The sequence below is a fragment of the uncultured Nocardioides sp. genome (assembly GCF_902805925.1).
Classification (GTDB): domain Bacteria; phylum Actinomycetota; class Actinomycetes; order Propionibacteriales; family Nocardioidaceae; genus Nocardioides.
Genome location: NZ_CADCUP010000192.1, coordinates 42,791 through 69,167 on the forward strand (window position 1 = coordinate 42,791; position 26,377 = coordinate 69,167).

26 protein-coding genes are annotated in these 26,377 nt (G+C 73.4%); 11 read left to right on the plus strand and 15 right to left on the minus strand.

Annotated features, from left to right (window positions below; translation table 11 throughout):
* Window positions 1-163: 163 nt before the first annotated feature.
* Window positions 164-1,354: a class I SAM-dependent RNA methyltransferase gene (locus QZX64_RS14020; protein ID WP_295660993.1), complete on the minus strand. Its 1,191-nt coding sequence runs from the start codon at window positions 1,352-1,354 to the stop codon at window positions 164-166.
* Window positions 1,351-3,402 (minus strand): APC family permease, encoded by a 2,052-nt coding sequence (locus QZX64_RS14025; protein WP_295660995.1) that lies wholly within the window; start codon window positions 3,400-3,402, stop codon window positions 1,351-1,353. The genes QZX64_RS14020 and QZX64_RS14025 overlap by 4 nt, the downstream gene beginning before the upstream one ends.
* A 70-nt stretch (window positions 3,403-3,472) precedes the next feature.
* Between QZX64_RS14025 and QZX64_RS14030 the strand changes: the two genes are divergently transcribed.
* Both QZX64_RS14030 and QZX64_RS14035 read left to right on the plus strand, forming a co-directional pair.
* On the plus strand, window positions 3,473-4,135 hold the full coding sequence (locus QZX64_RS14030) for a TrkA family potassium uptake protein (protein ID WP_295660997.1): 663 nt from the start codon (window positions 3,473-3,475) through the stop codon (window positions 4,133-4,135).
* Window positions 4,135-4,800 carry a TrkA family potassium uptake protein gene (locus QZX64_RS14035; protein WP_295660999.1) on the plus strand — a complete coding sequence of 222 codons (666 nt, stop codon included), beginning with the start codon at window positions 4,135-4,137 and terminating at the stop codon, window positions 4,798-4,800. The genes QZX64_RS14030 and QZX64_RS14035 overlap by 1 nt, the downstream gene beginning before the upstream one ends.
* 94 nt (window positions 4,801-4,894) lie before the next feature.
* On the opposite strand, the gene QZX64_RS14040 is transcribed toward QZX64_RS14035, so the two are convergent.
* The 4 genes from QZX64_RS14040 to dut are packed head-to-tail and all read right to left on the minus strand — an operon-like array spanning window position 4,895 to window position 7,119.
* The gene (locus tag QZX64_RS14040; protein ID WP_295661001.1) at window positions 4,895-5,623 is read right to left on the minus strand and encodes a DUF3159 domain-containing protein; all 729 of its coding nucleotides are present in this window, start codon (window positions 5,621-5,623) and stop codon (window positions 4,895-4,897) included.
* Window positions 5,620-5,982, minus strand: a complete 363-nt coding sequence (locus QZX64_RS14045; protein ID WP_295661003.1) for an OB-fold nucleic acid binding domain-containing protein — start codon at window positions 5,980-5,982, stop codon at window positions 5,620-5,622. The genes QZX64_RS14040 and QZX64_RS14045 overlap by 4 nt, the downstream gene beginning before the upstream one ends.
* Window position 5,983: 1 nt before the next feature.
* Window positions 5,984-6,631, minus strand: coding sequence for a DUF3710 domain-containing protein (locus QZX64_RS14050; protein WP_295661005.1), 648 nt, complete (start codon window positions 6,629-6,631; stop codon window positions 5,984-5,986).
* A gap of 35 nt (window positions 6,632-6,666) precedes the next feature.
* Entirely contained in the window at window positions 6,667-7,119 is a 453-nt protein-coding gene (dut, locus tag QZX64_RS14055) for a dUTP diphosphatase (protein WP_295661006.1), read from the minus strand.
* Window positions 7,120-7,141: 22 nt separating this feature from the next.
* Between dut and QZX64_RS14060 the strand changes: the two genes are divergently transcribed.
* Together QZX64_RS14060 and QZX64_RS14065 are read left to right on the plus strand one after the other, a co-directional pair.
* A complete protein-coding gene (locus tag QZX64_RS14060) occupies window positions 7,142-7,615 on the plus strand; it encodes a DUF3093 domain-containing protein (RefSeq protein WP_295661009.1) in 474 nt (157 codons plus the stop codon).
* A gap of 10 nt (window positions 7,616-7,625) precedes the next feature.
* A complete protein-coding gene (locus QZX64_RS14065) occupies window positions 7,626-7,946 on the plus strand; it encodes a DUF4235 domain-containing protein (RefSeq protein WP_295661011.1) in 321 nt (106 codons plus the stop codon).
* Between the two features lie 67 nt (window positions 7,947-8,013).
* On the opposite strand, the gene QZX64_RS14070 is transcribed toward QZX64_RS14065, so the two are convergent.
* From QZX64_RS14070 to QZX64_RS14080, 3 genes are all read right to left on the minus strand, one after another.
* Window positions 8,014-8,304 carry a DUF4193 domain-containing protein gene (locus tag QZX64_RS14070; RefSeq protein WP_295661013.1) on the minus strand — a complete coding sequence of 97 codons (291 nt, stop codon included), beginning with the start codon at window positions 8,302-8,304 and terminating at the stop codon, window positions 8,014-8,016.
* Window positions 8,305-8,444: 140 nt separating this feature from the next.
* Window positions 8,445-9,287 carry an inositol monophosphatase family protein gene (locus tag QZX64_RS14075; RefSeq protein ID WP_295661014.1) on the minus strand — a complete coding sequence of 281 codons (843 nt, stop codon included), beginning with the start codon at window positions 9,285-9,287 and terminating at the stop codon, window positions 8,445-8,447.
* On the minus strand, window positions 9,287-10,372 hold the full coding sequence (locus QZX64_RS14080) for a ferrochelatase (protein ID WP_295661016.1): 1,086 nt from the start codon (window positions 10,370-10,372) through the stop codon (window positions 9,287-9,289). Before QZX64_RS14080 ends, QZX64_RS14075 begins: the two co-directional genes overlap by 1 nt.
* 66 nt (window positions 10,373-10,438) lie before the next feature.
* On the opposite strand from QZX64_RS14080, the gene QZX64_RS14085 reads away from it, so the two are divergent.
* Window positions 10,439-11,647 carry an MFS transporter gene (locus QZX64_RS14085; RefSeq protein ID WP_295661017.1) on the plus strand — a complete coding sequence of 403 codons (1,209 nt, stop codon included), beginning with the start codon at window positions 10,439-10,441 and terminating at the stop codon, window positions 11,645-11,647.
* Here QZX64_RS14085 and QZX64_RS14090 read toward each other — a convergent pair.
* Window positions 11,644-12,303, minus strand: a complete 660-nt coding sequence (locus QZX64_RS14090) for a trimeric intracellular cation channel family protein (RefSeq protein ID WP_295661019.1) — start codon at window positions 12,301-12,303, stop codon at window positions 11,644-11,646. The genes QZX64_RS14085 and QZX64_RS14090 overlap by 4 nt on opposite strands.
* Window positions 12,304-12,457: 154 nt before the next feature.
* On the opposite strand from QZX64_RS14090, the gene sepH reads away from it, so the two are divergent.
* Genes sepH through QZX64_RS14105 form a run of 3 tightly spaced genes read left to right on the plus strand, consistent with a single transcriptional unit; the run spans window position 12,458 to window position 16,406 of the window.
* A complete protein-coding gene (gene sepH, locus QZX64_RS14095; RefSeq protein WP_295661020.1) occupies window positions 12,458-13,504 on the plus strand; it encodes a septation protein SepH in 1,047 nt (348 codons plus the stop codon).
* Window positions 13,505-13,545: 41 nt separating this feature from the next.
* Window positions 13,546-15,567: an SDR family oxidoreductase gene (locus QZX64_RS14100; protein ID WP_295661022.1), complete on the plus strand. Its 2,022-nt coding sequence runs from the start codon at window positions 13,546-13,548 to the stop codon at window positions 15,565-15,567.
* The gene (locus tag QZX64_RS14105; RefSeq protein WP_295661024.1) at window positions 15,564-16,406 is read left to right on the plus strand and encodes an MOSC domain-containing protein; all 843 of its coding nucleotides are present in this window, start codon (window positions 15,564-15,566) and stop codon (window positions 16,404-16,406) included. Before QZX64_RS14100 ends, QZX64_RS14105 begins: the two co-directional genes overlap by 4 nt.
* Here QZX64_RS14105 and QZX64_RS14110 read toward each other — a convergent pair.
* A complete protein-coding gene (locus tag QZX64_RS14110; RefSeq protein WP_295661026.1) occupies window positions 16,395-17,213 on the minus strand; it encodes a sulfurtransferase in 819 nt (272 codons plus the stop codon). The genes QZX64_RS14105 and QZX64_RS14110 overlap by 12 nt on opposite strands.
* Before the next feature lie 44 nt (window positions 17,214-17,257).
* Between QZX64_RS14110 and QZX64_RS14115 the strand changes: the two genes are divergently transcribed.
* On the plus strand, window positions 17,258-17,953 hold the full coding sequence (locus QZX64_RS14115) for a thymidine kinase (protein ID WP_295661028.1): 696 nt from the start codon (window positions 17,258-17,260) through the stop codon (window positions 17,951-17,953).
* 89 nt (window positions 17,954-18,042) lie between these two features.
* Here QZX64_RS14115 and QZX64_RS14120 read toward each other — a convergent pair whose 3' ends face one another.
* Genes QZX64_RS14120 through QZX64_RS14135 form a run of 4 tightly spaced genes read right to left on the minus strand, consistent with a single transcriptional unit; the run spans window position 18,043 to window position 23,116 of the window.
* Window positions 18,043-19,158: an alkaline phosphatase family protein gene (locus QZX64_RS14120; RefSeq protein WP_295661030.1), complete on the minus strand. Its 1,116-nt coding sequence runs from the start codon at window positions 19,156-19,158 to the stop codon at window positions 18,043-18,045.
* On the minus strand, window positions 19,155-19,754 hold the full coding sequence (locus QZX64_RS14125) for a DUF5998 family protein (RefSeq protein WP_295661032.1): 600 nt from the start codon (window positions 19,752-19,754) through the stop codon (window positions 19,155-19,157). The genes QZX64_RS14120 and QZX64_RS14125 overlap by 4 nt, the downstream gene beginning before the upstream one ends.
* Window positions 19,755-19,791: 37 nt before the next feature.
* Complete coding sequence (locus QZX64_RS14130) at window positions 19,792-20,415, minus strand: sulfotransferase family 2 domain-containing protein (protein ID WP_295661034.1); 624 nt, start codon at window positions 20,413-20,415, stop codon at window positions 19,792-19,794.
* Window positions 20,416-20,425: 10 nt separating this feature from the next.
* On the minus strand, window positions 20,426-23,116 hold the full coding sequence (locus QZX64_RS14135; RefSeq protein WP_295661036.1) for a bifunctional GNAT family N-acetyltransferase/acetate--CoA ligase family protein: 2,691 nt from the start codon (window positions 23,114-23,116) through the stop codon (window positions 20,426-20,428).
* Between the two features lie 136 nt (window positions 23,117-23,252).
* Between QZX64_RS14135 and QZX64_RS14140 the strand changes: the two genes are divergently transcribed.
* Both QZX64_RS14140 and QZX64_RS14145 read left to right on the plus strand, forming a co-directional pair.
* The gene (locus QZX64_RS14140) at window positions 23,253-25,739 is read left to right on the plus strand and encodes a DNA topoisomerase (ATP-hydrolyzing) subunit A (protein WP_295661038.1); all 2,487 of its coding nucleotides are present in this window, start codon (window positions 23,253-23,255) and stop codon (window positions 25,737-25,739) included.
* Window positions 25,736-26,377: LppX_LprAFG lipoprotein (locus tag QZX64_RS14145; RefSeq protein WP_295661040.1), on the plus strand; the 642-nt coding region annotated here is incomplete at its 3' end. The genes QZX64_RS14140 and QZX64_RS14145, both read left to right, overlap by 4 nt.

A 26,377-nucleotide genomic window follows, 5' to 3' on the forward strand; every position in this document is an offset into this window, starting at 1 on the left:
GTCGGCATACATTGCGCTCAAAGCGCCGCAACTGCACTCCCCCCAGGCTGGAATCGCGGCCCACGGTTGAGCGAACTGGCGCAACGCCAAAGCGAGCCATAAGGGCCTCAAAGTGAGCCTTAAGGCCAGATGTCGGCTTTCGACCTGCTGCGCGGGAATCGCATTACCGCAGGTCAGGACCGGTTCTGGTGAACAATGCGACACATTCGACGTGGTGCGTCATCGGGAAGAGGTCGAAGGCCCGCAGCGCCTCCAGGCGGTAGCCGTGCCCGGCGAAGCTCGCGACGTCGCGGGCCAGCGCGGCCGGGTCGCACGCGACGTACGCCACGGCTCGAGGGGCGCGGTCGACCACCTGGGCCACGACCCCGGCCCGTGCGCCCTCACGCGGCGGGTCGAGCACCACGAGGTCGAAGGGCTCGTCGAACGACGTCTCGAGCACCTGGTCCACGGAGCCGGCCTGCGCCCGCGCCCGCCCGAACCCGGCCAGGTTGAGCCGCGCGTGCCGGGTGGCCTCCCGGTCGCCCTCGACCGCCACGATGCGGGCGTCCTCCCCCACCCGGTCGCCGAGGAAGCGCGCGAAGAGGCCGACACCGGCGTACAGGTCGAGCACCGACTCACCGGGCTGCGGGTCGAGCAGCTCGAGCACCGTCTCGACCAGCGCCGTCGGCGCGCCGGGGTGCACCTGCCAGAAGCCGTCGTCGGCGATGCCGAAGTCGTGCGAGGTGCCGGCCGCCACCACGGTGCGCGTCGCCGGCACGGGCACGTCGTCGGAGGACCGGTGTCGCAGCGTGATCAGGCAGTCCTCGACGGGCACGACGTCGTGCGAGCGGTGCTTGCGCAGCCCCTGCCGCCCGTCGGGCGTGCGGACGAAGCGGGTGCGCGTGCGCCACCGCAGTCCGTCGACGTCGCCCGGCACCTGCTCGACGACCAGGTCCGCGACCAGGGGGTGATCGGGGTCCAGGTGCGCGAGCCGGACCAGCTGCTCGCGCACCACGGCCGCCTTGAGCGACCGCTGCGCCGGCACGGCGACGTGCTGGAAGTCGCAGCCGCCGCAGAGGCCGGGACCGGCCACCGGGCACGGCGCGTCGACACGGTCGGGAGATGCCTCCAGCACCTCGACGGCGTCGCCGCGCCAGAACCGGTCGCCGTCGGTGCCCTCGGTGATCTCGAGGACCACGCGCTCGCCCGGGACGGCGTGCCGGGTGAAGACCACCCGGGACTCCGGCTCGGGCAGCCGCACGATGCAGTGGCCACCGTGGGCGACCGGGCCCACGAGCGCCTCGAAGCGCTGCCCGACGCGCGACTCCCCGCGCGGCACGCGGCGGCGGGGACGGCGCTGCCGGCCACGGGTCATCGCCCGCTCCTATCCCTGCGGGCGTCCGGGCGCCGGATCCGGCCGCGTCTCAGGTCACCGGCCTTGACCCGGTCGTCGGAGCGCCGGTCGCGATCCCGGGCGATCTGGGAGGAGCGCAGCTGGAAGGGCACGGACGTCACCATCACCCCGGGGGCGAACAGCAGCCGCCCCTTGAGGCGCAGGGCGGTCTGGTTGTGGAGCAGCTGCTCCCACCAGCGGCCCACGACGTACTCGGGGATGTAGACGGCCACGACGCCGCGCGGGTTGGAGCGGCGGATCTCCCGGGCGTACTCGACGATCGGCCGCACGACCTCGCGGTACGGCGAGTGCAGGACCTTGAGCGGGAGGTCGAGGCGTCGCTCGTCCCACTCCTCGAGCAGGCGGTAGGTCGCCGCGGCGTCGATGTCGACGTACACCGCCTCGAGCACGTTGGGCCGCGTCGCCCTGGCGAAGGCCAGCGCCCGCAGCGTGGGCTTGTGCAGCTTGCTCACCAGGACGATCGCGTGCACGCGCGTCGGCATCACGCGGTCCTCCTCGTCGGCGGCCAGCTCGAGGGCGACCTGGTCGTAGTGCCGGGCGATGCCCTGCATCAGCACGAAGAAGAAGCCCAGGGCGAGGATCGTGATCCAGGCGCCCGCGAGGAACTTGGTGATGACCACGATCACCAGCACCACCGCGGTGAGGCCGAGGCCGAAGGTGTTGATCGCGCGCGAGCGCATCATCCGTCGCCGTTCGGCGGGGTCGCGCTCGGTGCCGAGGTGGCGGGTCCAGTGCCGGATCATGCCGAGCTGGCTGAGGTTGAAGGAGACGAAGACGCCGACGATGTAGAGCTGGATCAGCCGGGTGGTCTCGGCCCCGAAGACCCAGATCAGGAGCGCGGACATCGCTGCCAGGAACACGATGCCGTTGCTGTACGCCAGCCGGTCGCCGCGCGAGGCCAGTGAGCGCGGCGCCAGACCGTCCTGGGCCAGGATCGAGCCCAGCACCGGGAAGCCGTTGAACGCGGTGTTGGCGGCGAGCACCAGGATGATCCCGGTCACCGTCACCACGAAGTAGAACCCGGGCGGGAAGTGGTCGAAGACCCCGTTGGCGATCTGGGAGATGACGGGGTGCTGCTCGTAGCTGTCCGGCAGCGCGTTCCCCGCCTCCGTGCGCAGCCGGTCCAGCTCGAGGGGGTCGACGTACCGGATCGTCATCTGCTCGGCCAGCACGATGACGCTCATCATCATGCTGATGGAGATGAGGCCGAGGAGCAGCAGCGTGGTGGCGGCGTTGCGGCTCTTGGGCCGCTTGAAGGCCGGGACGCCGTTGGAGATGGCCTCCACGCCGGTCAGCGCGGCGCAGCCCGACGAGAAGGCGCGCGCCAGCAGGAAGAACAGCGCGACCTGCGTCAGCGGCCCCTCCCAGCCCTCCTGCGGCCGGATGTCGAGGGAGGCGCTCTCGGCGTCGGGCAGGTCGCCGGCCAGCAGGCGCAGCAGGCCGTAGGCGCACATGCCGAGGATGCCGGCCATGAAGAGGTACGTCGGCACCGCGAACAACGTGCCCGACTCCCGCACCCCGCGCAGGTTCAGCGCCGCCAGGAGCGCCACGGCGAGGCACCCGATCGTCGCCTCGTGGCCGATCAGGAACGGCAGCGCCCCGGCGGCGTACTGCGCGGCCGCGGAGATCGACACCGCCACCGTCAGCACGTAGTCGACGAGCAGGGCGCTGCCGACCGTGATGCCCGCCGTGCGGCCCAGGTTGACCATCGCCACCTCGTAGTCGCCGCCCCCCGAGGGGTAGGCGTGCACGGTCTGCCGGTAGGACGCGACGACCGTCAGCATCACCAGCGCGACCGCGAGGCCGATCTTCCACGACCAGGTGTACGCCGAGGCCCCGGCGACCGCCAGCATGATGAACACCTCGTCGGGCGCGTAGGCGACCGAGGAGAGCGCATCGCTGGCGAACACCGGAAGTGCGATCCGCTTGGGCAGGAGCGTCTCCCCCAGCTGGGAGCTGCGCAGCTTGCGACCGAGCAGGATGCGCTTGGAAACGTCGCCGACACCCACGAGCGGCAAGGCTAGACCCCACCTGGTCGCGCGCGCGCAACGCGCGCGGGACTGGGATACGGTTTCACCTGTGCACGTCTTGATCATGGGCTGCGGCCGGGTCGGCTCGACCCTCGCGCGCTCGCTGGAGGACCGCAACCACACCGTCTCGGTGATCGACAGCGACCCCGACGCCTTCCGGCGGCTGGGACCCTCGTTCAACGGCGACAAGATCACCGGGTACGGCTTCGACCACGAGGTCCTGGAGAAGGCCGGCATCCGGCGCGCCGACGCGTTCGCGGCCGTCTCCAGCGGCGACAACTCCAACATCATCGCCGCCCGCGTGGCGCGCGAGACCTTCGGCATCCAGCAGGTCGTGGCGCGGATCTACGACCCCGGTCGTGCGGAGGTCTACCAGCGGCTGGGCATCACGACCGTCGCCACGGTCAAGTGGACCGCCGACCAGGTGCTGCGCCGGATCCTGCCCGCCGGCGCCGAGCCCGACTTCCGCGACCCCTCGGGCACGATCCGCGTCGACCAGGTGCCCGTGACGGAGGTGTGGATCGGCCACCGCACCGTCCACCTCCAGGAGCAGACGCGCTGTCGGATCGCCTGGATCGACCGGCTCGGCGAGGGCATGCTGCCCACCCGCGACTCCGTCATCCAGGAGGGCGACCTGCTCCACCTCGTGATGCGCGAGGAGCACGCCGCCCACGCCTACGCCCAGCTCGATGCCGGCCCCGAGGAGATCTGATGCGTGTCGCCATCGCCGGAGCGGGCGCCGTGGGGCGCTCCATCGCCCGCGAGCTCATCGACAACGGGCACGACGTCCTGCTGATCGACAAGAACCCCTCGGCGGTGAAGCCGGAGCGGGTGGCCAACGCCGAGTGGCTGCTGGCGGACTCCTGCGAGCTGTCCTCCCTGGAGGAGGCCCGGCTCGACCGCTGCGACGTGGTCATCGCCGCCACCGGCGACGACAAGGTCAACCTGGTGACCTCCCTGCTCGCCAAGACCGAGTTCGGCGTGCCCCGCACCGTCGGGCGGGTGAACCACCCCAACAACGAGTGGCTGTTCACCGAGGCGTGGGGCGTCGACGTCAACGTCTCGACCCCGCGCATCATGTCGGCGCTCGTCGAGGAGGCCGTCACGGTCGGCGACCTCGTCCGGCTGTTCACCTTCCGTCGCGGCAACGCCAACCTGGTCGAGATGACGTTGCCCGAGGACTCGCCGTACGTCGGCAAGCCCACCGGGCTCATCCCCTTCCCGGAGAACTGCTCGCTGGTGACCATCCTGCGCGACGGGCAGGTCTACACCCCCGGCCCGCAGCAGCCGGTCGAGGCGGGCGACGAGCTGCTCTTCGTGGTGGCGGCGGACGTGGAGAACGAGCTCGAGAGCCTGCTCTCGCCGACCCAGCACTGAGGGGGAGGCCGGGTCGGGATCCCCGGATATCCGGGGATCGCCTCGGTTGGTAGCCGTTGCAACCCCGGCAAACCGCGAGAAGCGACAGCGAACCTCAGGCCGGCTCGGGCTCCCCGGGCCCCGCCAGCGGCGTGTGGTTGCGCGCCAGCAGCCACACCATCCCGGCCAGGGTGGCCAGCTGCAGCGGCCAGCCGAGGCCGATCTTGAGCACCCCGAGCAGGGCCACGGCGGTGTCGGCGTCCCACGACCCCGACTTCCCGGCCAGCCAGATGGGCGCCTGGACCGCGACGCGCAGCACGCAGGGCAGCGCCAGCATCCAGGTCAGCGCGGTGCACAGGCGCACCACCTGGCGGTCGCGGTGCCAGGCGGTCGCGTCGCCGGTGACGGAGCCGACCATGAACCCCACGATCGGCCAGCCGACCAGGCACGTGGCCGCGAGCAGGACGGCGTACCCCGAGTTGTAGAGGATGCCGGGCAGGAAGTAGGCGAGTGCCTGGTCGTCGGCGCTGCCGCCGGACGCGGCCGAGCGCTGCACGAAGAACCAGCCGATGCCGATGCCGAGCAGCGCGTTGACGCAGAACTGCACCGTCGAGCGCTGCACCAGGCGCACGACGAGCAGGGCGGCGGCGGCGCCGACGCTGACGGACAGCGCGAGCCGCAGCTCCTTGGTGCTCAGCCACAGGACCGTGAACAGGATCGTCGGGACGGCGGCCTCGACCATCCCGCGGCGGCCGCCGAGGGCCTGCGAGAGCTGCTTGCGGACCACGGCCTCGACGGTGTCCACGGAGGCCGGGTCGCTGGGGCGGGAGGGCGTCGCGGTCACGGCAGCAGCTCGTAACGGGGGTTGTAGATCACCCGGTGGCCGCCGTGGGTGCCGATGCGGCCCTCGACGCGCAGCGACCGGCCGGGCACGATGCCGGCGATCCGCCGTCGGCCCAGCCACACCACCGTGATGGTGCCGGAGCCGTCGTCGAGGTCCGCCTCGAGGGCCGGCACCCCGCCGCGGGGGCGGAGGGTGACCGTGCGCAGCATGCCTCGCAGCCGCACCCGCTGCCGGTCGGGAGCATCGGAGATGCACAGCTCCCCGGCCTGCACGTGGGTCTGGCGCAGGTGCTTGATCTCCGCCTCGGAGCTGTTGGCCCAGCGGCTGATGGTGGCGCGCAACCGGCCCCTCTCGGCCACGTCACTGCACCTTGCGGGCGTTCTCGGGCAGCGTCACCAGGAGGGGCTGGCCGACGGGCATGGCCTGCGCGCCGCGGCGTACGGCGACCAGGGCGAGGGCGTCCTCCCACTCACCGGCCGAGTCGGGCTCGACGGCCGGCCGGCCGAGCATCGAGGCGCGGAGCAGCCACCGCGAGCCGTTGACCCCGATGATGCGCGAGGGCTGGACGGCGTCGGTGCCGTCGGGGCGCTTGACCGGCATCTGGGCGAGCAGCTCGGTGCCGAAACGGCCCTCCCGCTCGGCGACCCGGCCGCCACGCCGGGTGATGTCGGCCGCGATCTGGGGCCGCACCTCACTCCAGAGGTCGCCGTTGCGGGGGGCGGAGAACGCCTGCAGCTCCATGGCGCCGTCCTCGGCGGCCAGCATCACCGCGGCCACCTTGCCGGTGGTCTCGTCGACCTGCAGCCGCAGCTCCCGGCCTTCCGAGGGCGCGATGAGCAGGGCGCCGAGGTCGATGCGCTCGACGGCGTCGTCGACCGCCTCGGCGTCGTAGGGACCCGACTCAGGGCCGGTCGCGGACTCCCCGGGGGCCTCGCTCACCTCGTCGGCGACCTGGTCGGGCGACTCCGGGGCGATGGCATCGGATGCGGCCTTGCGACGGAACTTCACTGCGTACTCCTGGCTCGTGCGTCTGTGCGGGGCGGTCAGGACAGACCGGATCCCCCCGTGGAACCGTAGCCCCCGTCGCCGCGCGCCGACGCCGGGAGGGCGTCGACCTCGACGAAGCGGGCCCGCTCGAAGCGCTGGACCACGAGCTGGGCGACGCGGTCGCCGCGCTTGAGCTCCACGGTGTCGAGACGGTCGTGGTTGATCAGCAGGACCTTGATCTCGCCCCGGTAGCCGGCGTCGACCGTGCCGGGGCTGTTCACGAGCGAGAGCCCGTGCCGCGCGGCGAGGCCGGAGCGGGGATGCACCAGCGCGACGTACCCCTCCGGCAGGGCGATGGACACACCCGTGGGCACCAGCGCCCGCTCCCCCGGCCCCAGGGTCAGGTCGACGGTGGTGCGCAGGTCGGCACCGGCGTCACCGGGATGGGCGTACGACGGCAGCGGCAGGTCGAGGTCGAGCCGCACCAGGGCCACGTCGAGATCGGTCACGGACCCAGCCTAGGCTTGTGGCGTGGAGTACGCCGAACGCCTGCACGTCCCGCTCCGGTGGTGGGTCCAGGGCACGATGCTGGTCGCCAGCCTGTGGCTGGCGGTCGTCGTGGCGCTTCCGGGCGACGTGGCGTGGGCCATCACCGGGGCGGCGATGCTGCTGCTGGCCTGGGCCTTCCTCGCCTTCGGCGGCGCCCGCATCGCGGTGGCGGGCGGCGAGCTGCGCGCCGGGCGGGCGCACATCGCGACGTCCCTGCTGGGCGCGGCCACCGCGCTGGACGCCGACCAGACCCGCCGGCTCGCCGGTCCGGAGGCCGATGCCCGGGCCTACCTGCTCCTGCGCCCCTACCTCAAGAGGGCCGTGAGGGTGGAGGTGGTCGACCCGGCCGACCGCACGCCGTACTGGCTGCTGCACACCCGGCACCCCGACCGGCTGGCCTCCGCGCTCACCGCGGCCACCAGCGTCGCCGGACCCTCGCGCGAGCCGTCTGCGTAGGCTGGCGGGCATGGCATCCGACAGCTCGAAGTTCTGGTCCGTCTTCTCCCTCGCCTCCGCCCTGCTCGGCGCCGCGGTCGCGAAGAAGACCCTCAACACCTCCTGGCGCGCGGCGACCGGCAAGAACCCGCCCGGAAACCCCGCCGACCCCGACGTCGACCTCTGGGAGGCGGTGGCCTGGGCCGCCGTCAGCGGCACGGTGATCGCGATCGCCCGGATGTTCGCGGCCCGCAAGGCGGCCGACTACTACACCAGGTCGACCGGTCACCTCCCGCCCGACCTGCGCAAGGACGACCAGGCCGCGGGATCCGCGGAGGCCGCGAAGACCTGACCCGCACGCGACGAGGGCCGCGACCCCCGGTGGGTCGCGGCCCTCGTGAGCAGAGGTGGTGGCCGGGTCAGACGCAGTCCCGGCAGACCATGGCCTTCTCGTCGGCGAGCTGCGAGCGGTGGTGCACCAGGAAGCAGCTCATGCAGGTGAACTCGTCCTCCTGCTTGGGCTTGACCTCCACGGCCAGCTCCTCGTGCGACAGGTCGGCGCCCGGCAGCTCGAAGGACTCGGCCGCCTCCGCCTCGTCCTCGTCGACCTTGCCCGAGTTCTTGTCGTGCCGACGAGCCTTGAGCTCCTCGATGCTCTCTTCGCTCTGGTCTTCCTCGTTCTTGCGCGGTGCGTCGTAGTCAGTCGCCATGTCCCTCGTCCCACTCCCCAACAGCCGTGCAGACGGCTGTCGGTCCCGTCTCGTCGTCGGCGCGCCAGATAATGCACCATCACCGTCGGTGTCGCACCACTGGCCTCGGCCGTGTGCCGTGAACACCAGGTGACGGGGCGCTATTCCCGCATGCCTGTGCCTGCCCCGGCGACGTAGCCGCACGCCCGGAGGGTGGTGACGAAGGCGTCCCAGCCGTCGGCCGGTGCGGCCGTGACCAGGGTCTCCTGCGGCCACCCGGGGATGCGGGTACCCAATGCGCCGGGAAGCACGCCGAACCGTCCACCGGCCTCGGTGAGCACCAGGCTGGCCGCGGCCCAGTCCCACGGCTGCGACCCCTCCTCGACGTAGCCGTCGGCGCTCCCCTCCGCCACGTGGCAGATGTCGAGCGCGGAGGACCCCATGCGCCGGATGTCGCGCACCTGCGGGAGCAGCCGGCTGAGGCAGTCTGCCTGGTGGACGCGGACCTCGCGCAGGTAACCGAAGCCGGTCATGATCAACCGCTCCTGCATCGGCGGTGCCGGCCGCACGCGCAGGGGCACGCCGTTGCGGGTCGACCCCTGGCCCCGGGCCGCGGCGTACTCGGCGCCCGAGGGCACGTTGACGACCGCCCCCGCGATGATCTCGCACTCCCACTCGGCGGCGACGGAGACGGCGTACTGGGGCAGGTCGTAGAGGAAGTTGACGGTGCCGTCGATCGGGTCGACGATCCAGCGCACCCCGCTGGTGCCGGCGTGGTCGTCGCCCTCCTCGCCCAGGATGGCGTCGTCGGGACGGGCCCCGAGCAGCAGGCCGCGCACCAGCTCCTCGCTGGCCCGGTCGGCCTCGGTGACCACGTCGGTGCCCGAGCTCTTGGTGTCGGCCACCGCCACCCCCGCCGCGCGGCGCTCGGCGACCAGCCTGGACGCCTGCCGGGCCACGTCGAGGGCGAGCTCGCGCAGCTCGACGACGTCGGGCGCGGCCATCAGTCCGACCCGCACAGCGCCGGGCGGGGACCGCGCGGGTTGGCGCAGCACCCCGGGGCGCACACCTCGCGCCAGGGGCCCATCGAGCCCACGGCCCTCCGCTCCACGTCGTCGCCGCGCTCGACCGCCGCCCGCTCCACCAGCAGGTCGCGGACCATGGCCACGAAGCGCGGGTCGATGCCGGGCGTCGCCGCTCGGGCCGCCGGCAGCCCCAGCTCGCCCGCGGTGGCCAGCGCCTCGGTGTCGAGGTCGTAGATGACCTCCATGTGGTCGGAGACGAAGCCGATCGGGATCAGCACGACGGCGGGCACGCCCTGGGCCGCCAGCGCCTCGAGGTGGTCGTTGACGTCGGGCTCGAGCCACGGCACCTGCGGCGGCCCGGAGCGCGAGCAGTAGACGAGGTCGTGCGGGTGGCGCCGTCCGGTCTCCTGGCGCATCCTCTCCACCACCTCGGCCGAGGCACTGAGGTGCTGGGTGACGTAGGCGTCGCCGTCGGGACCGCTGCCCTGCGCCATCGCGACGGGGATCGAGTGGGTCACGAACGCCAGCCGGGCCTGCTCGCGCACCGCGTCGGGCAGCTGGGCGAGCGCGGCCAGCGTGGCGTCGACGACCGGCTCGACGAAGCCGGGGTGGTTGAAGTACTGCCGCAGCCGGTCCAGGCGAGGCGCCCCGGGCACCTGCGCCACCGCGTCGGCGAGGTTCTCGCGGTACTGCCGGCACGAGGAGTACGACGAGTAGGCCGACGTGGTCAGCACCGCGGCCCGGCGGATGCCGTCGGCGGCCATCTGGCGCAGCGTGTCGGCGAGGTACGGCGTCCAGTTGCGGTTGCCCCAGTAGACCGGCAGGTCGATCCCGGCACCGGCGAGGTCCTCGCGGACGGCCCCGAGGAGCAGCCGGTTCTGGTCGTTGATGGGCGAGCGCCCGCCGAAGAGGAAGTAGTGCTGGCCGACCTCCTCGAGGCGCTCGCGCGGGATGCCGCGACCGCGGGTCACGTTCTCGAGGAACGGCACGACGTCCTCGGGCTTCTCGGGTCCCCCGAACGAGAGCAGCAGGAGCGCGTCGTACGGAGAGACGTCCACAGGCATGGGCACATCGTAGGGAGGCGTCCGGAATTGGTCGGCGAGCGGTCGGCGGGCCTACCGTCCGCAGTGATGTTCAGCTCGTACGGCCGGCTCCTCCACGTCCCCGGCGCCCTCCGCTTCTCCTCCGCCGCGCTGCTCGGCCGTCTCCAGATCTCCATGGTCGGCCTGGGCATCGTGCTGCTCGTGTCGGCGCGCACCGGCTCCTACGGGCTCGCGGGCGTGCTCTCGGCCACCTACGTGATCGCCGACGCCGCCCTGGCGATCGTCAAGGGCTCCCTCGTGGACCGCCTCGGGCAGGCCCGGGTCCTGGTGACCGGCATCTCGGTGTGGGGCGCGGGGCTGACGGTGCTGGTGCTGGCCGTCGAGCTCGGCTGGCCGGCCTGGACGCCGTACGCCGGCGCGGCGGTCGCCGGCGCGGCCGTGCCGCAGGTCGGCTCGGCGGTGCGGGCGCGCTGGTCGCACGTGCTGGTGGACCGCACCCAGGTCGGCACGGCGTACGCGCTGGAGGCGGTGCTCGACGAGGTGGTCTTCATGGTCGGGCCCATCGTGGTGACCCTGCTCGCGACCCTGTGGCACCCGCTCGCGGGCCTGCTGGTCGCCCTCGCGACCGGGCTCGCGGGCACCCTGGCCTACGCCGCCCAGACCGACACCCAGCCGCCCGCCCACACCCACCACGCCGACCAGGGTCCGCGGCCGGGGATGCCGTGGCGGGCCGTGGTGCCGGTGGCCGTCGTGTGCCTGGCGCTCGGCGCGCTGTTCGGCGCGGCGGAGGTGACCACCGTGGCGTTCTCCGAGGAGCAGGGACGCACGGGCCTGGCCGGTGTGCTCCTGGCCGTCTGGGCCTTCGGCAGCCTGGTCGCCGGCCTCGTCGCGGGAGCCCTGCGCTGGCGCTCCAGCCTCGAGAGCCGGCTGCGCGTCGGCACGATGGCGATGCTCGCCGCGATGCTGCCACTGGCCTTCGTCGGTCATGTCGCGCTGATGGCGCCGGTGCTGCTGCTCGGCGGCCTGGCGATCGCCCCCACCATGATCGCCACGATGATGCTCACCGAGCAGGTGGTGCCGTCGGCGCGGCTCACCGAGGGGATGGGCATCATGCACACGGCGCTGGTGGCCGGTGTCGCTCCCGGCGCCACGCTCGCCGGACTGGTCGTCGACGCCCGCGGAGCGTCGTGGGCGTATGCCGTCCCGGTCGTCGCCGGACTGGTGGCGGTGCTCGCGGCCCAGGCCACCCGGGGCGCCGACTACGGCGCTGCGCGGCCCGTCGCGGCCCGTCTCTAGACGCTCGCCGGACCGGTGGGCATCGGCGCCTGCCAGCCGCGCCACATCGCCAGCAGCCGCCACATCAGGCAGGTGGCCGCAGCGAGCGGCACGACGACCCCCATGGGCTGGTCCCAGCGCTCCCCGAGCACGGCGATGAGGGCGCCGGCGAGCGCCGGGGTGGCGTACAGCTCGCCGCGGAACACGATGGGCACCCGGCCGGCCAGCACGTCGCGGGCCATCCCGCCGCCGGTCGCGGTGACCATGCCCATCAGCGCGGCCGGCAGCGGGCCGAGGCCGAACGCGGTGGCCTTGAGGGCGCCGGTGACGCAGAAGAGCGCGAGACCGAAGGCGTCGAAGACATTCACGACGCGCTCCATCCGGCCCACGGCCGGATGGAAGCCGAACGTGATCGCCCCCGCGGCCACCGGCACCAACAGGTAGCGCCAGTCGGCGAGGGCCGCGGGCGGGGTGGCGTCGATGAGCACGTCGCGCAGGAAGCCGCCGCCGAGCCCGGTGACGCCGGCGAGCACCAGCACCGCGAAGAGGTCGAAGCCCTTGCGCACGGCCACCAGGGCGCCGGAGATGGCGAAGACGAAGATCCCGACGAGGTCCAGGACGACCAGCCCCGCCGACTGCTCCGGCACGGCCGCAACCAGGGCGATCGTCGGCGACACAGGCGGAGGATATCGCCCGGCGGCCGGGGCCGGCCTCGGCCGCGGGCGGATCGTCGCGGGGCGCGCCGCCGGTCGTGCGCGAGAGCACGCCTCGCGCTGGCGTAGGCTCGGCAGCCAACCGGAACCACGCACGACTGAGCAGGAGCAGACCCCGATGGTGCATCTCTCGCTCGCAGGACTGAGCGACGACGGCACCCGTCTGCTGCTGCTCGACGACGCCGGCGGCGAGTACACCCTCGCCGTCGACCCCGCCCTCCGGGCCGCCCTGCGCGGCGAGCACGCACGCCTCGGCCAGTTGGAGATCACCATGGACAGCGCCATCCGCCCGCGAGACATCCAGGCCCGCATCCGTGCCGGCGAGACCCCCGAGTCGGTGGCCAAGGCCGCGCAGACGACCGTCGAGAAGATCATGACGTTCGCGGGCCCGGTGCTCGACGAGCGCGCGCACGTGGCGCAGCGCGCCCAGCGCTCGACGTTGCGGCGCCGCAGCGGCGAGGGCTCGCTCGGCGGCGGTCGCACGCTCGAGGACGCCGTGACCCACCACCTGCACGGCCTCGGGGTCGACGTCCGCACGGTCGACTGGGACGCCTTCCGGCGCGAGGACGGCAAGTGGACCCTCACCGCGCAGTACGCCGCCGGCTCGCGGAAGGGGGCCGCGACCTTCTCCTTCGACGTGCCGGGCAACTACGTCACGGTGGAGGACGACGACGCGAGGTGGCTGGTGGGCGAGGCGGTGCAGCGCCCGGCCGCGCGCACCGAGCAGTCCGACGCCGAGCCCACCGACGAGGCGGCCGGGCCGCGCCGGCGCCGGCTCGCCGCCGTGCCGGCCGACGAGCTGCCGCTCGGTGACGACGCGATCGAGATGGTCTCCGGCGACCGGCCCTCCGGCGACCGGCCGTCCCCCGCGCAGGCCCCCGGTGACGACGACGAGACGGTCGACCTGACCGACGCCATGCGCGGCCGGGTGGAGCCGGAGCAGGAGCAGGCACCGGTGACCCCCGCGACGGTGGCCGCTCCCGAGCCGGAGGCCGCCGACCGGCCCGAGGCCGACACCGAAGCCGGAGACGACGCCGGAGCCGGGACCGACGCCACCGACGAGCAGCCGGCCGAGCCGCCGCGCCGGCCGGTCAGGAAGTCCCGCGGGCGGGCCTCGGTGCCGAGCTGGGACGAGATCATGTTCGGCGGCGGCAAGGGGGAATGACGGCGGGTGACCCGGCCGCTCCCGGTCAGTAGGGTCACCGCATGTCGTACTTCGTGACCGGCGCCACCGGGTTCATCGGGCGGCACCTCGTGCAGCAGCTCCTCGAGCGCCGCGAGGGCGACGTCCACGTGCTCGTCCGCCCGGCCTCGCTCGCGCGGATGGAGCGGCTGGCGGCGCGCTGGAACGAGCGGGCGGGCACCACGCGGGTCCTGCCCGTCACCGGTGACCTCACCAGCCCCGGTCTCGGCGTCGCGACGTCCTGGATCCAGGCGCACCACGGTCACATCGACCACGTCCTCCACCTCGCGGCGGTCTACGACATGACCGCCGACGAGGAGGTCAACGAGGTCATGAACGTGGGCGGCACCCGCGAGGCGCTGGCGTTCGCGACCGCCGTCGCCGCGGGATGCTTCCACCACGTGTCGTCGGTCGCGGTGGCGGGCGACCTCCGCGGCCACTTCGACGAGTCGATGTTCGACGAGGGGCAGCACCTCCCCTCGCCGTACCACCGCACGAAGCACGAGTCCGAGCGCCTCGTGCGCGCCCAGCACGCCGTGCCGTGGCGGGTCTACCGGCCCTCGGTGGTGGTGGGGCACAGCGAGACCGGCGCGATGGACAAGTCCGACGGCCCCTACTACTTCTTCCCGATGCTCAGGGCCCTGCGCGGCGTGCTGCCCGCGTGGCTGCCGCTGGCCGGGCCCGACCTCGGTGACACCAACGTGGTGCCCGTCGACTACGTCGCGGCGGCGATCGACCACCTCGCCCACCTGCCCGGCCGGGACGGCGAGACCTTCCACCTCGTCAACCCGGAGCCGCAGCCGGTGATCGGCACGCTCAACCTCTTCTGCGCGGCCGCCGGGGCACCGCAGCTCGCCACCCCCGTCGACCGCGACGTCACCTCCCGGGGGCTGCTCGGCATGGTGCCCCGGGCCCTGCGGCCCTCCACGCTGGTCGGGGCCCTGGTGCGCTCGACGCCCGGGCAGCTCGTGCTCGACCAGACGCTGGGCCGGGCGGGGGTGCCGGCCGAGGTGCTGGCCCACACCAGCTTCTCGTCGGTCCTCGACTCGCGCGCGACCGAGCGGGCCCTCGCCGGCTCGGGCATCGCCGTGCCCGACCTCGAGTCGTACGCCGAGCGGCTCTGGACCTACTGGGAGGAGCACCTGGACGAGTCGACGGGCAGGGACGCCGACACCCGGGCCGCCCTGCAGGGCAAGCACGTCGTCGTCACCGGGGCCTCCTCGGGCATCGGCCAGGTCACCGCCCTCAAGGTCGCCCAGGCCGGCGGCATCCCGGTCCTCGTCGCGCGGGGCAAGCACAAGCTCGAGGAGGTCCGCGACGCCATCGAGCGGCGCGGCGGTGAGGCGCTGGTCTTCCCGTGCGACCTCTCGAACCTCGGCGCGATCGACGCGTTGTGCGACCAGCTCGCCGAGGAGCTGCCGGCCATCGACTTCGTCGTCAACAACGCCGGCCGGTCCATCCGCCGGTCCCTGCACCTCTCGCACGACCGCTTCCACGACTTCGAACGCACCATGCAGCTCAACTACTTCGGGGCGATCCGGCTCGTCATGGGCCTGCTGCCGGCGATGCGGGCGCGCTACTCGGGGCACGTGGTCAACGTCAGCTCGATCGGGGTGCAGACCAACCCGCCCCGCTTCTCGGCGTACGTGGCGTCGAAGGCGGCGCTCGACGCGTGGAGCAACGTGGTGGCCTCGGAGGTGGTCGGCGACGGCATCACCTTCACCAGCATCCACATGCCGCTGGTGCGGACGCCGATGATCGCGCCGACGGCCCTCTACGACAAGTTCCCCACCATCTCCCCCGCCCAGGCGGCCGACCTGGTGATCCGCGCGATGGTGGAGAAGCCGCACGAGATCAACACCGCCCTGGGCAACGTGGGCGCGATCGCCCACACGCTCGCGCCGAAGACGGCGTTCCGGGTGCTCAACATGGCCTACCACGTGTTCCCGGACTCGGCCGTGGCCCGGGGCGAGCCGACGGACGCGGCCAAGCGCGAGTCGGAGCAGATCATGCTGGCCCGGCTGTTCCGGGGCGTGCACTGGTGAGCCTGACGCTCACCGGGCTCAACCTCCACCCCGTCAAGAGCACCGCCGTCCGCCCCGTGACCACCGCGCAGGTGGTGCCCGCCGGCCTGGTGGACGACCGCACGTGGATCGTCGTCGACGGCGACGACGTGATGGTGACGGCGCGGGGGTCGCGCGAGCTGTTCACCCTCGTCGCCGACACCCCGGCCACCGACCCCGACCTCACCCGGGCGCTGCGGCTCACGGCGCCCGGCATGCCCGAGCTGCTGCTCGATCAGCCCACCGGTCCGCCGGCGCCGGTGCGGCTCTTCAGCCAGGACCTTCTCGGCGTGCCGGTCGGCCCGGTCGCCGACGAGTGGCTGCGCACCGCGCTGGGGCGCCCCGGGCTACGGCTGCTGTGGTGCGACGACCCGACCCGGCGCGGGCTCGACCCGGCGCACACCCGTCCCGGCGACCACACGGCCTACGCCGACGGCTATCCCGTCACCCTCGCCTCGGAGACCTCGCTCCGGCAGCTGAACGACTGGATCGTCGAGGGGGCCCTCGAGCGCGGGGAGGAGGTGCCCGACCCGCTGCCGATGGCCCGGTTCCGGCCCAGCCTGGTGATCGACGGCGCCGAGCCCTTCGCCGAGGACCACTGGTCGTGGGTGCAGGTCGGCGAGGTGCGCCTGCGGATGGCGCTGCCCACCGGGCGGTGCGTCGTGTCCACCATCGACGTCGACTCGCTGGCGACCGGCAAGGAGCCCATCCGCACCCTCGCGAGGCACCGGCGGTCGGCCTCCGGCACGCTCTTCGCGGTCAACCTGGTTCCGGAGGGCGGCGGCACCCTCCGCGTGGGCGACCCGGTCTCAGTCGGCTGACCGCTCCACCGGGCGGGCCGGGTCGGTGATCCAGCCGCTCCAGCTCCCGGCGTAGAGCCGCGCCCGGATGCCGGCGACCTCCATCGCCAGCACGTCGTGGGTCGCGGTGACCCCCGAGCCGCAGTACGCCGCCACGTCGGCGCCCCGCACCGCTCCCACCGCGGCGTACGTCGCGGCGAGCTCCTCGGCGCTGCGGAAGCGGCCGTCGTCGGCGAGGTTGCGCGACGTGGGCACGTTGACCGCCCCCGGGACGTGCCCGGCGACCGGGTCCAGCGGCTCGGTCTCGCCGCGGAAGCGCTCGGGCGCGCGGGCGTCGACCAGCACCGCCACCGCCGGCACGTCGCCCACCTCGACCACGTCGACCAGCGGCTCGCCGGGCTCGAAGTCGCCGGGCGGCACGGCGGGCGTGCCGGTCTCGACGGCTCCGCCGGCCGCGCGCCAGGCCGGCCAGGCCCCGTCGAGCACCCGCACGTCGGGGTGCCCGTGGTGGCGCAGCAGCCACCACGCCCGGCCGGCCGCGTGGCCCGACCAGTCGTCGTACACCACGACGGGGCGAGCGCCGGACACCCCGGCCCGGCGCATGGCAGCGACGAAGTCGTCGCGGGCGGGCAGTGGATGGCGGCCGCCGGCGCCGGGTGGGCCCGCGAGGTCGCGGTCGAGGTCGACGTACGCCGCACCGGGCACGTGGCCCTCCGCGAACGCCTCGGGCCCGGCGTGCCCGCCGGTGCGGTAGCGGACGTCCAGCACGCTCACCTCGGGCAGCGTCCGCAGCAGCTCCGCAGCGGAGATCAGGGGTCCGGCGGTCATGGCGACATCCTGCCCGAGGGACACCTGTGGAAGGATCGTCGACCGTGGCTGAACTGCACTTCTTCACCGGCACCATGGACTCCGGCAAGTCGACCCTGGCGCTGCAGACCAACCACAACCACGCCGCGCGCGGCCGGGTGGGTCGCATCTTCACCACCCACGACCGGGCCGGGGAGGCGATGGTGTCCAGCCGCCTCGGGCTCACCCACGAGGCGCTCGAGGTCGACGCCGACTTCGACTTCTGGCGGTACGTCGTCACCACGCTGACCGCCGGCGGCCGGATCGACTACCTCGTCTGCGACGAGGCGCAGTTCTACTCCGTCGAGCAGATCGACCAGCTCGCCAAGCTCGTCGACGAGCTGCAGATCGACGTGTTCGCCTTCGGCATCCTCACCGACTTCCGCACCCGGCTCTTCCCCGGCTCCGCCCGTCTCGTGGAGCTCGCCGACCGGGTGAACGTGCTGCAGGTCGAGGCGCTGTGCTGGTGCGGCAAGCGGGCCACCCACAACGCCCGCACCGAGGACGGCATCATGGTGGTCGAGGGCGAGGTGATCGTGGTCGGGGACGTCGGGGACGACCGAGCCGGGCGACCGGGGTCCGCGCGGAGCACGCGTCACGACGGCGACCCGCCGGCCGACGTCGCCTACGAGGTGCTGTGCCGCCAGCACCACCGGCGCCGCCTCACCGCGGCGCGCGCCACCGCCGTGAGCCTGGCGCCGGAGCCGCTGCCGTTCGGGTGAGGGGGCGGTCGGGATCCCCGGATATCCGGGGATCGCCGCGGTTCGAGGGGGTTGCAACGGCTACGAACCGCAAGGAGACCCCACGAACCTCAGCTCACCAGGATGGGGATCAGCATCTCCGCGGGCGTGAGCGAGCCGTGCAGGCCCACCAGCGTGTTCTCGTAGGGGAAGTCGACGGTGGACACGACGGCGGTCTCGTCGCGGCAGGCGACCAGGACGTCCCCGATCCGCGGCAGCACGTCAGGGGTCATCGCGCCGAACCACCCCCGGCGTACGGCGTCCTCGCGGGTGAGCACCTCGGCCCGCTCGCCCAGCACCTCGCGCCAGGTCGCGAGCACGTCGTCGACCGCACCCCCGGCGCAGTAGAGGTGGCGGAACCGCGCCTCGCCCCCCAGCAGCGAGACGCCGTCGCGCAGCTCGCGCCGCTCGTCGACGTCGACGCGGGCCGACTGGGGGCTGTCGACCATGCCGTGGTCGGCCACCACCAGCAGCCGCACGGCGGGGGGCAGGGCCTCACGCAGCTGCTCTGCCTCGGCGTCGACCATCGACAGCTGCTGGAGCCACGGGGTGGAGGCGACGCCGAACTTGTGGCCGGTCCAGTCGAGGTCGCTGTCGTAGACGTAGGTCAGCGAGGGGCGGGCGGCGGACGCGGCCAGCACCGCGGCGATCCGCTCTCCCACCCGGTCCGCCCCCACGAACTCGGCACCGCGGTGGGCGGCGAGGGTCAGCCCGCTGTCGCGGAAGTCGCGCTTGTTGACGACCGTGGTCGCCACCCCGGCGGCGACCAGCCGGGAGAACGCGGTCGGGTGCGGCTGCCACTCCAGCGGGTCGACGTCCCGGGGCCAGGAGAGCGCGTTGAGGAGCCGGTCGGTGCCGGGGACGCGCGAGGTGAACCCGACCAGCCCGTGGGAGCCGGGCACGAGGCCGGTGCCCAGCGAGGTCAGGCTCGTGGCCGTGGTCGACGGCACGCCGGCGGTGCCGGACTCCTGGTCCTCCAGCAGCGAGGACAGGAACGGCGCGGAGTGGGCGTAGCGGCGCAGCAGCTCGGCGCCCAGCCCGTCGACGAGGAACACCACGTACGACGCCGCCTCCGGCAGCACGAGCCGCGTCGGCGGGTCGCCCAGCGGCCGGCCGAGGGCAGCGGCGACCGCAGGCACCACGTCGCCGAGCGAGCGCTCGCCGTAGGCCGGCTCGACGAAGGTCATGCCCCGCGGGTGCGGGCGGAGAGGGCCTCGGCGAAGGCGAGCAGCCCGACGACGGCGTCCTTGCCGTCGGCGGCCGCGGAGACGCGGAGCGAGAAGTCGTCGCCGGCCAGGACGCCGGTGTAGCCGTGGTCGGCGTCGCACTCCGGGTCGGAGCAGTCGGCGGGCTCGAGGTCGATGCGGCCGGCACCGCCCCAGCCGATGGTGAGCACCGCCTCGGCGGCCGGCGCGGGCCCGCCCGTGGGGTTGGCGACCATGCGGGTCACCACCACCGACCGCACCGACGACAGGGCGATGGCCTCGGTGGAGGTGGAGGTGTAGGGCTCGGGCAGCAGGTCGTCGCCGGGGTGCTCGTCGGTGTGGGCCAGCACCAGGCGGGTGGGCGTGAGGACCACCACGGTGAGGTGGCGGCGTACCTCGTCGCGCTCGAAGGTCGGCTCGTGGTGGACGTACCACGAGGCGACGTCCTCGCCCCCGATCGCCGAGAAGACCCCGTCGGCCACGACGTCGGGGTAGTAGCCCGTCCGGTCGATGGCACCCCGCAGCTCGCGGGCGCGGTCCTTCTCGTCAGGGGCGTGGGAGGCGGTCCTGCTGCGCATGGGGCCAGTCTGTCACGCACGGCCGGGGCGACCTTCGTCAGAAGGTGTAGCCGAAGGCCTCGACGTCGTCGGCGAACACCTCGGCCACCCGGTCGCGCATCTGCGGGGTGTAGGCCTCCCGGTGGTCGCGTGCCACCGACGCGTTGTCGCGCGGCACCCGGGCCACCGGCGGCAGGCCGAGGTATTCGACGATGGCGGCGACGTCGGCGTCGAAGGTCTCCTGCCGGCCGATGAAGTCGGCGCGGCGGGTGGGCGTCGCGAGGTAGGCCAGCTGCGGGGTCCGCAGCCGGGGGCGCTCCCGGGTCCCGCGGAGCACGAACGCCTCGAAGTCGGCGTACTCGCGGGCGACGACGGCGAGGAACCCCCGGCCGCTCAGGAACGCCTGCGCCTTGGGCGAGCCCCTCTCGGCGAGGTCGCGGAACCGCTCGACCATGCTCCACCACGACAGCAGCCGGGCCCACGGGTTGCGCACCACGCCGGCCACCCAGTACGCCGCCAGCGCCGGCTCGGCGGCCAGCACCTGCTCCAGCCGGGCGTGGCGGGTCAGGCCGTCGAGCGAGCGCGCGTCGGGCAGCTGGGGGCGGAGCAGCCCGTCGATGGTGACGCCGCCGGTCTTCTGCACGTGCACGAACAGGAAGCGGTGGGCGTCGGAGACCAGCACGGCCGCGAGCCTAGTCGGGCAGGGTGTCGCCCGGCGGCGCGGTCAGCCGGCGCACGAACCAGTCCGAGCGCGGGTCGAGCACCGGCTCGATGTGGACCGCGGCCCCGAGCACCGTGGCCCCGGTCGCGCCGGCCAGGACGAGCGGCAGGTCGAGGGCGCGGATCTGCGGGAGGTCGTGCTGGAGCTGGGCGACCCGGCGGACGATCCGCTCGATCTCGGCGACGTCGACGATCTCGCTGCCGCGGTAGCCGAAGAGCAGCGGCGAGGCCTTGATCTCCCGCACCATGTCCTGGGCATCGTGCTCGGCCAGCGGCGGGATCCGGAAGGCGCGGTCGCCCAGGAGCTCGGTGAGCGGCCCGCCGATGCCGAAGGAGATGACCGGCCCGAAGAGCGGGTCCTCCAGGGTGGCCAGGCTCACCGGCACGCCGGGAGGCGCGTTCTTCTGCACCACGAACCCGGCGCGCCCGGGGTCGGTGATCACGCCGTTCAGCGCGACCCACGCGTGGGCCATCTCGTCGGCGTCGTCGATGTTGCGCCACACGTGGGCCAGGTCGGGGCGGTGTCGCAGGTGGTCGGCGGTGGCCTTGAGGACGACGTCCCAGCCGAGCCGGTCCCCCGCCTCCCGGGCCTCCTCCAGCGAGGAGACCGACGTCGTCTCCCACAGGTTGACGCCGTACGCCGCGAGCAGCTCGTGCGCCTCGTGGTGGGTGAGGTCGTGACCGTCCCGGTGGCGCAGAAGCAGCTCGTTGACGAGCCGCTTGGCCCGCACCCGGTCGACGAGGTCGGCATCGGCGGCGTGGCTGTCGGGGATGCGCAGCCACACGGCGTACTGCACGACCCGTGCCAGGGCGCGGACCGCCGCCTCCACCGCGGGGTACGACGGCACCGAGCCGCGGCCGGCGGTGGAGCCGGCCACGTCGGGCACCCGCAGCAGCTCGGGCACGCCCTCGGCGCCGAGGAAGGTGGAGACCAGGGGCTTGTCGGACTGCTCGCCCACCGCGGCCAGCACGTTGGCGACGTCCTCGCCGGAGACGTTCAGCGGCGGGATGTAGATGACCACGACCGCGTCGACCTCGGGGTCGTCGATCGCGGCGTCGAGGGCGTCCTCGAAGTCCTCGGCGTTGGCGTCGGCGCCCAGCGGGACCTGCTTGTTGACCACCAGCCCCACCGCGGCGGCGGCGTCGATGGCGAGCAGGCCGAGGGCGTCGGAGTTGCCCACCACCGCGACCCGGCGCCCGCGCGGCAGCGGCTGGTGGGCGAGCAGCTGGGCGACGTCGAACATCTCGTCGAGGGTGTCGACCTGGATGACGCCGGCCTGCTTGAACATCGCGTCGACGGCCTGCTGCGGCGCCGCGATCCTGCGCACGGCGTGGCCCATGGGCACGCCCTGGGTGGTGCGGCCGGAGCGCACCGCGATCACGGGCTTGCGCCGCGAGACCCGGCGGGCGATGCGGGAGAACTTGCGCGGGTTGCCGATCGACTCGAGGTAGAGCAGCACCACCTCGGTGGAGTCGTCCTTCTCCCAGTACTGCAGCAGGTCGTTGCCCGAGACGTCGGCGCGGTTGCCGGCGCTGACGAACGTCGAGATGCCCAGGCCGCGGTTCTGCACCTTCTCCAGGATCGCCGAGCCGAGTGCGCCGGACTGGCAGAAGAAGCCGGCGCGACCGCGCGGCGGCATCACCGACGACAGCGAGGCGTTGAGCGCCACCGCCGGGTCGGTGTTGATGACGCCGAGGGCGTTGGGGCCGATCAGCCGCAGGCCGTAGGAGCGGGAGAGGCCCACGAGCCGGCGCTGCCGCACCCGGCCCTCGTGGCCGGTCTCGGCGAAGCCGGAGGAGATGACCACCAGCCCGTGCACGCCCTTGGCCGCGCAGTCGAGCACCACGTCGTGGACGGCCTCGGCCGGCACCGCCACGATCGCCACGTCGACGTCGCCGGGGATCTCCGAGACCGTGGGGTACGTCGGCAGGCCGGACACCGCGTCGGCGCTGGGGTGGACGGCGTACACCCGACCGGCGAAGTCGCCGGTGACCAGGTTGCGCACCAGGGCGCGCCCGATGGTGTCCTGCCGGCGGCTGGCCCCGACGACCGCGACCGACCGCGGGTTGAAGAACTTCTCGATGGAGGCCGACTCGGCGCGGTGCTCGCGCTGCTCCATCACCCCGATCGCGGTGTCGGTGGGGTCGATGTCGAAGACCAGGCGCACCACGCCGTCCTCGTAGTCGCTGGCCACCTGGTAGCCGGCGTCGCGGAAGGTGCGGATCATCGCGTGGTTGTCGGGCAGCACGTCGGCCACGAACCGCTCGACGCCCCGCTCGCGCCCCGCCTGGGAGAGGTGCTCCAGCAGCAGCTGGCCGATGCCGCGGCCCTGGTGCCGGTCCTCGACGAGGAACGCGACCTCCGCCTGGCCGGGGGCGACGAGGTCGTACCGGCCGACGGCGATCATGTTGCCGCCGACGGTGAGGATGAACGCGACCCGGTCGGTGTAGTCGACCCGGGTGAACCGCTCGATGTCCTTGGGCGAGAGCTCGGGCATCGCGGAGAAGAAGCGGTAGTACTTCGACTCCGCCGAGACGCGGGAGTAGAACTCCACGAGCAGGGCGGCGTCGTCGGGCCGGATCGGCCTGATGTGGGCGACGCGACCGTCGCGCAGCAGCACGTCGGCCTCCCAGTGTCGGGGGGCTGAGGTCTGGGTGGGCACGGGGCGAATCTATCCGGTCCAGATGTCCGGGGAGTGACGATCGCCGGGCCGGTCGAGGGCTCGTCGCGCCAACCGGGCGGGCGGCGACGGCGTGCCCGGCGCCGCAGCGCCGCTCCCGGCGTGGAGAATGCGCCCCATGGCGCGTCGTACCACCAAGCAGCCCCTGCCCGACGACTTCGAGGAGCACATCCTCGACATCGACGTCGGCGACGAGATGCGTGCCTCGTTCCTCGAGTACGCCTACTCGGTCATCTACTCCCGGGCCCTGCCGGACGCCCGCGACGGCCTCAAGCCGGTGCAGCGCCGGATCCTCTACACGATGAACGACATGGGCCTGCGTCCCGACCGCGGGCACGTCAAGAGCGCCCGGGTCGTCGGCGAGGTCATGGGCCGCCTCCACCCCCACGGCGACGGGGCGATCTACGACGCCCTGGTGCGGATGGCGCAGCCGTGGGCGATGCGGCTGCCGATGATCGACGGGCACGGCAACTTCGGGGCGCCCGACGACGTGCCCGCCGCCATGCGCTACACCGAGTGCCGGATGGCTCCCGCGGCCGTGGCGATGACCGCGGGGATCGACGAGGACACCGTCGACTTCAAGCCCAACTACGACAGCCGCGAGCTCGAGCCCTCCGTGCTGCCCGCCGCGCTCCCCAACCTGGTCGTCAACGGCACCACCGGCATCGCGGTCGGCATGGCCACCAACATGGCGCCGCACAACCTCGTGGAGGTCGTGCAGGCCCTGCGGCACCTGATCGGCCACCCGGGGGCCGGGGTCGAGGACCTGATGCGGTTCATCCCGGGCCCGGACCTGCCCACGGGCGGCAAGATCGTCGGGCTCGACGGCATCCGCGACGCCTACGAGACCGGCCGCGGGTCGTTCCGGATGCGCGCCACCGTCCGCATCGAGACCGTGGGGCGCCGCAAGGCGATCGTCGTCACCGAGCTGCCGTACGGCGTCGGGCCGGAGCGCATCCAGGCCCGCATCAAGGACCTGGTGCAGGCCAAGAAGCTCCAGGGCATCGCCGACCTGCGCGACCTCACCGACCGCAACCACGGCCTGCGCCTGGTCATCGAGGTCAAGAACGGGTTCGTCCCCGAGGCGCTGCTCGAGCAGCTCTACCGCCAGACGCCCCTGGAGGAGTCCTTCGGCATCAACGCCGTCGCCCTCGTCGACGGCCAGCCCCGCACGCTCGGGCTCAAGCAGATGCTCGAGGTCTTCCTGGGCCACCGCTTCGAGGTCGTGCGCCGCCGTACGGTCTTCCGGCGCGGCAAGGCCGCCGACCGCCTCCACCTGGTGGCGGGCCTGATCATCGCGATCCTCGACATCGACGAGGTCATCCAGGTCATCCGCTCCAGCGACAACTCCGCCGCCGCCAAGGAGCGGCTGATCTCGGTGTTCGAGCTGAGCGAGGTTCAGGCCGACTACATCCTCGACATGCCGCTGCGCCGCCTGACGAGGTTCTCCAAGCTCGAGCTCGACAAGGAGCGGGAGGAGCTCGACCGCGAGATCGAGCGGCTCGACGCGATCCTCGCCGACGACACGCTGCTGCGGAAGGTCGTCTCCGACGAGCTGGCCGACATCGCCAAGACCTTCGGCACGCCGCGGCGCACGGTCCTGCTCGCCTCGGCCGGGAGCACCGTCACCGCCGCCGCGTCGTCGGGGCTGGAGGTCGCCGACGACCCGTGCCTGGCGTTCCTGTCCTCCACCGGGCTGCTGGCGCGCTCGTCCAGCGCCGAGGAGCCCGGCTCGGGCGGTGGCCGGGCCAACCACGACGTGGTCGTGTCCACGGTGCGCACCACCGCTCGCGGCGAGATCGGCGTCCTCACCTCGCGCGGCCGGGTGCTCAAGCTCGGCGTGCTCGACATGCCCGAGCTGCCGCCGTCGGCCAACGACCCCAACCTCCAGGGCGGCCTGCCGCTGACCGAGGTGCTCGCCCTCGGCGCCGGCGAGCGGGCGCTCGCCCTGACGTCGCTGCCCACCGAGGGGCCGGGCCTGGCGCTCGGCACGCGGGCGGGCATCGTGAAGCGGGTCAACCCCGAGGTGCTCGGCCGCGACGAGTGGGACCTGATCGCGCTCAAGGACGACGACGAGGTCGTGGGTGCCGTGGAGCTGGTCACGGGCGAGGAGTCGCTCTGCTTCATCACCGGCGACGCCCAGCTGCTGCACTTCGGCGCCGACGCGGTGCGCCCGCAGGGCCGCTCGGGCGGCGGGATCGCCGGGGTCCGGCTGGGAGCCGGCGAGCGGGTGGCGTGGTTCGGCGCGATCGACCCCGCCACCTCGGTGGTCGTCACGTCCTCGGGCTCCTCGACCGCCCTGCCCGGCACCGACACGGGCGCGGTCAAGGTGGCCCCGTTCAGCGAGTACCCGCCCAAGGGCCGGGCGACCGGCGGCGTGCGCTGCCACCGCTTCCTCAAGGGCGAGGACACCCTGGTCTTCGCCTGGGCCGGTGCCGAGCCCGCCCGGGCCGCGGCCTCCAGCGGCGCGCCCGTCGAGCTGCCGCCCCCGACCGGTCGCCGCGACGGCTCGGGCATCCCCTCGCCGCAGCCGATCGCGGCGTGCGCCGGGCCCGTCGCTGCGCAGCTCGGGGTCACCGGCGGTGTGGAAGGCTCTGCGACATGAGGCACCCCCTGCGCCGTACCCTCGCTGCCCTGCTCACCCTCCCGGTGGTGCTGGCCACGGCGGCGTGCGGTGGGAGCGACGACGAGCCCGCCGCCGACGAGCCGACCCCGGCCGAGGTGCTCGCCGAGGCCAAGAGCACCCTCGACGAGACCCCGGGGGTGCAGCTGAGCCTGACCACCGACGACCTGCCGGAGGGCGTCACCGGGCTCACCAGCGCGATCGGCGTGGCGACCAGCGCCCCGGCGTTCGACGGCGCCATCAAGGTGATCCTCTCCGGCACCGAGTTCGAGGTGCCCGTGATCGCCGTCGACGGGAAGGTCCACGCCCAGATCCCGCTCACGCCCGGCTACTCCGACGTCGACCCGGCCGAGTACGGCGCCCCCGACCCGGCCGCGCTGATCACGCCCGACCGCGGCTTCTCCTCCCTGCTCCCCGTCACCGAGGACCTCGAGAGGGGCGAGAGCGTCCGCGGCGGCGACGACAACAGCGAGATCCTCACGACCTACACCGGCACCATCCCGGGTGAGGCGATGAAGAAGGTCATCCCGAGCTCCTCCGGCGACACCTTCGACGCCGCCTACCTCGTCAGCGACGACAACGAGCTGCGCGAGGCGGAGCTGACCGGCGTCTTCTACCCC

Bases quoted from the DNA above. Each gene is read 5' to 3' on its own strand.
- QZX64_RS14120 (WP_295661030.1), bottom strand. From the start codon at position 19,158: ATGACCTTCGTCGAGCCGGCCTACGGCGAGCGCTCGCTCGGCGACGTG.
- QZX64_RS14035 (WP_295660999.1), top strand. From the start codon at position 4,135: ATGCGTGTCGCCATCGCCGGAGCGGGCGCCGTGGGGCGCTCCATCGCC.
- sepH (WP_295661020.1), top strand. From the start codon at position 12,458: ATGGTGCATCTCTCGCTCGCAGGACTGAGCGACGACGGCACCCGTCTG.
- QZX64_RS14075 (WP_295661014.1), bottom strand. From the start codon at position 9,287: ATGGCCGCGCCCGACGTCGTCGAGCTGCGCGAGCTCGCCCTCGACGTG.
- QZX64_RS14020 (WP_295660993.1), bottom strand. From the start codon at position 1,354: ATGACCCGTGGCCGGCAGCGCCGTCCCCGCCGCCGCGTGCCGCGCGGG.
- QZX64_RS14070 (WP_295661013.1), bottom strand. From the start codon at position 8,304: ATGGCGACTGACTACGACGCACCGCGCAAGAACGAGGAAGACCAGAGC.
- QZX64_RS14110 (WP_295661026.1), bottom strand. From the start codon at position 17,213: ATGACCGCCGGACCCCTGATCTCCGCTGCGGAGCTGCTGCGGACGCTG.
- QZX64_RS14100 (WP_295661022.1), top strand. From the start codon at position 13,546: ATGTCGTACTTCGTGACCGGCGCCACCGGGTTCATCGGGCGGCACCTC.
- QZX64_RS14125 (WP_295661032.1), bottom strand. From the start codon at position 19,754: ATGCGCAGCAGGACCGCCTCCCACGCCCCTGACGAGAAGGACCGCGCC.
- QZX64_RS14085 (WP_295661017.1), top strand. From the start codon at position 10,439: ATGTTCAGCTCGTACGGCCGGCTCCTCCACGTCCCCGGCGCCCTCCGC.
- QZX64_RS14065 (WP_295661011.1), top strand. From the start codon at position 7,626: ATGGCATCCGACAGCTCGAAGTTCTGGTCCGTCTTCTCCCTCGCCTCC.
- QZX64_RS14140 (WP_295661038.1), top strand. From the start codon at position 23,253: ATGGCGCGTCGTACCACCAAGCAGCCCCTGCCCGACGACTTCGAGGAG.
- QZX64_RS14080 (WP_295661016.1), bottom strand. From the start codon at position 10,372: ATGCCTGTGGACGTCTCTCCGTACGACGCGCTCCTGCTGCTCTCGTTC.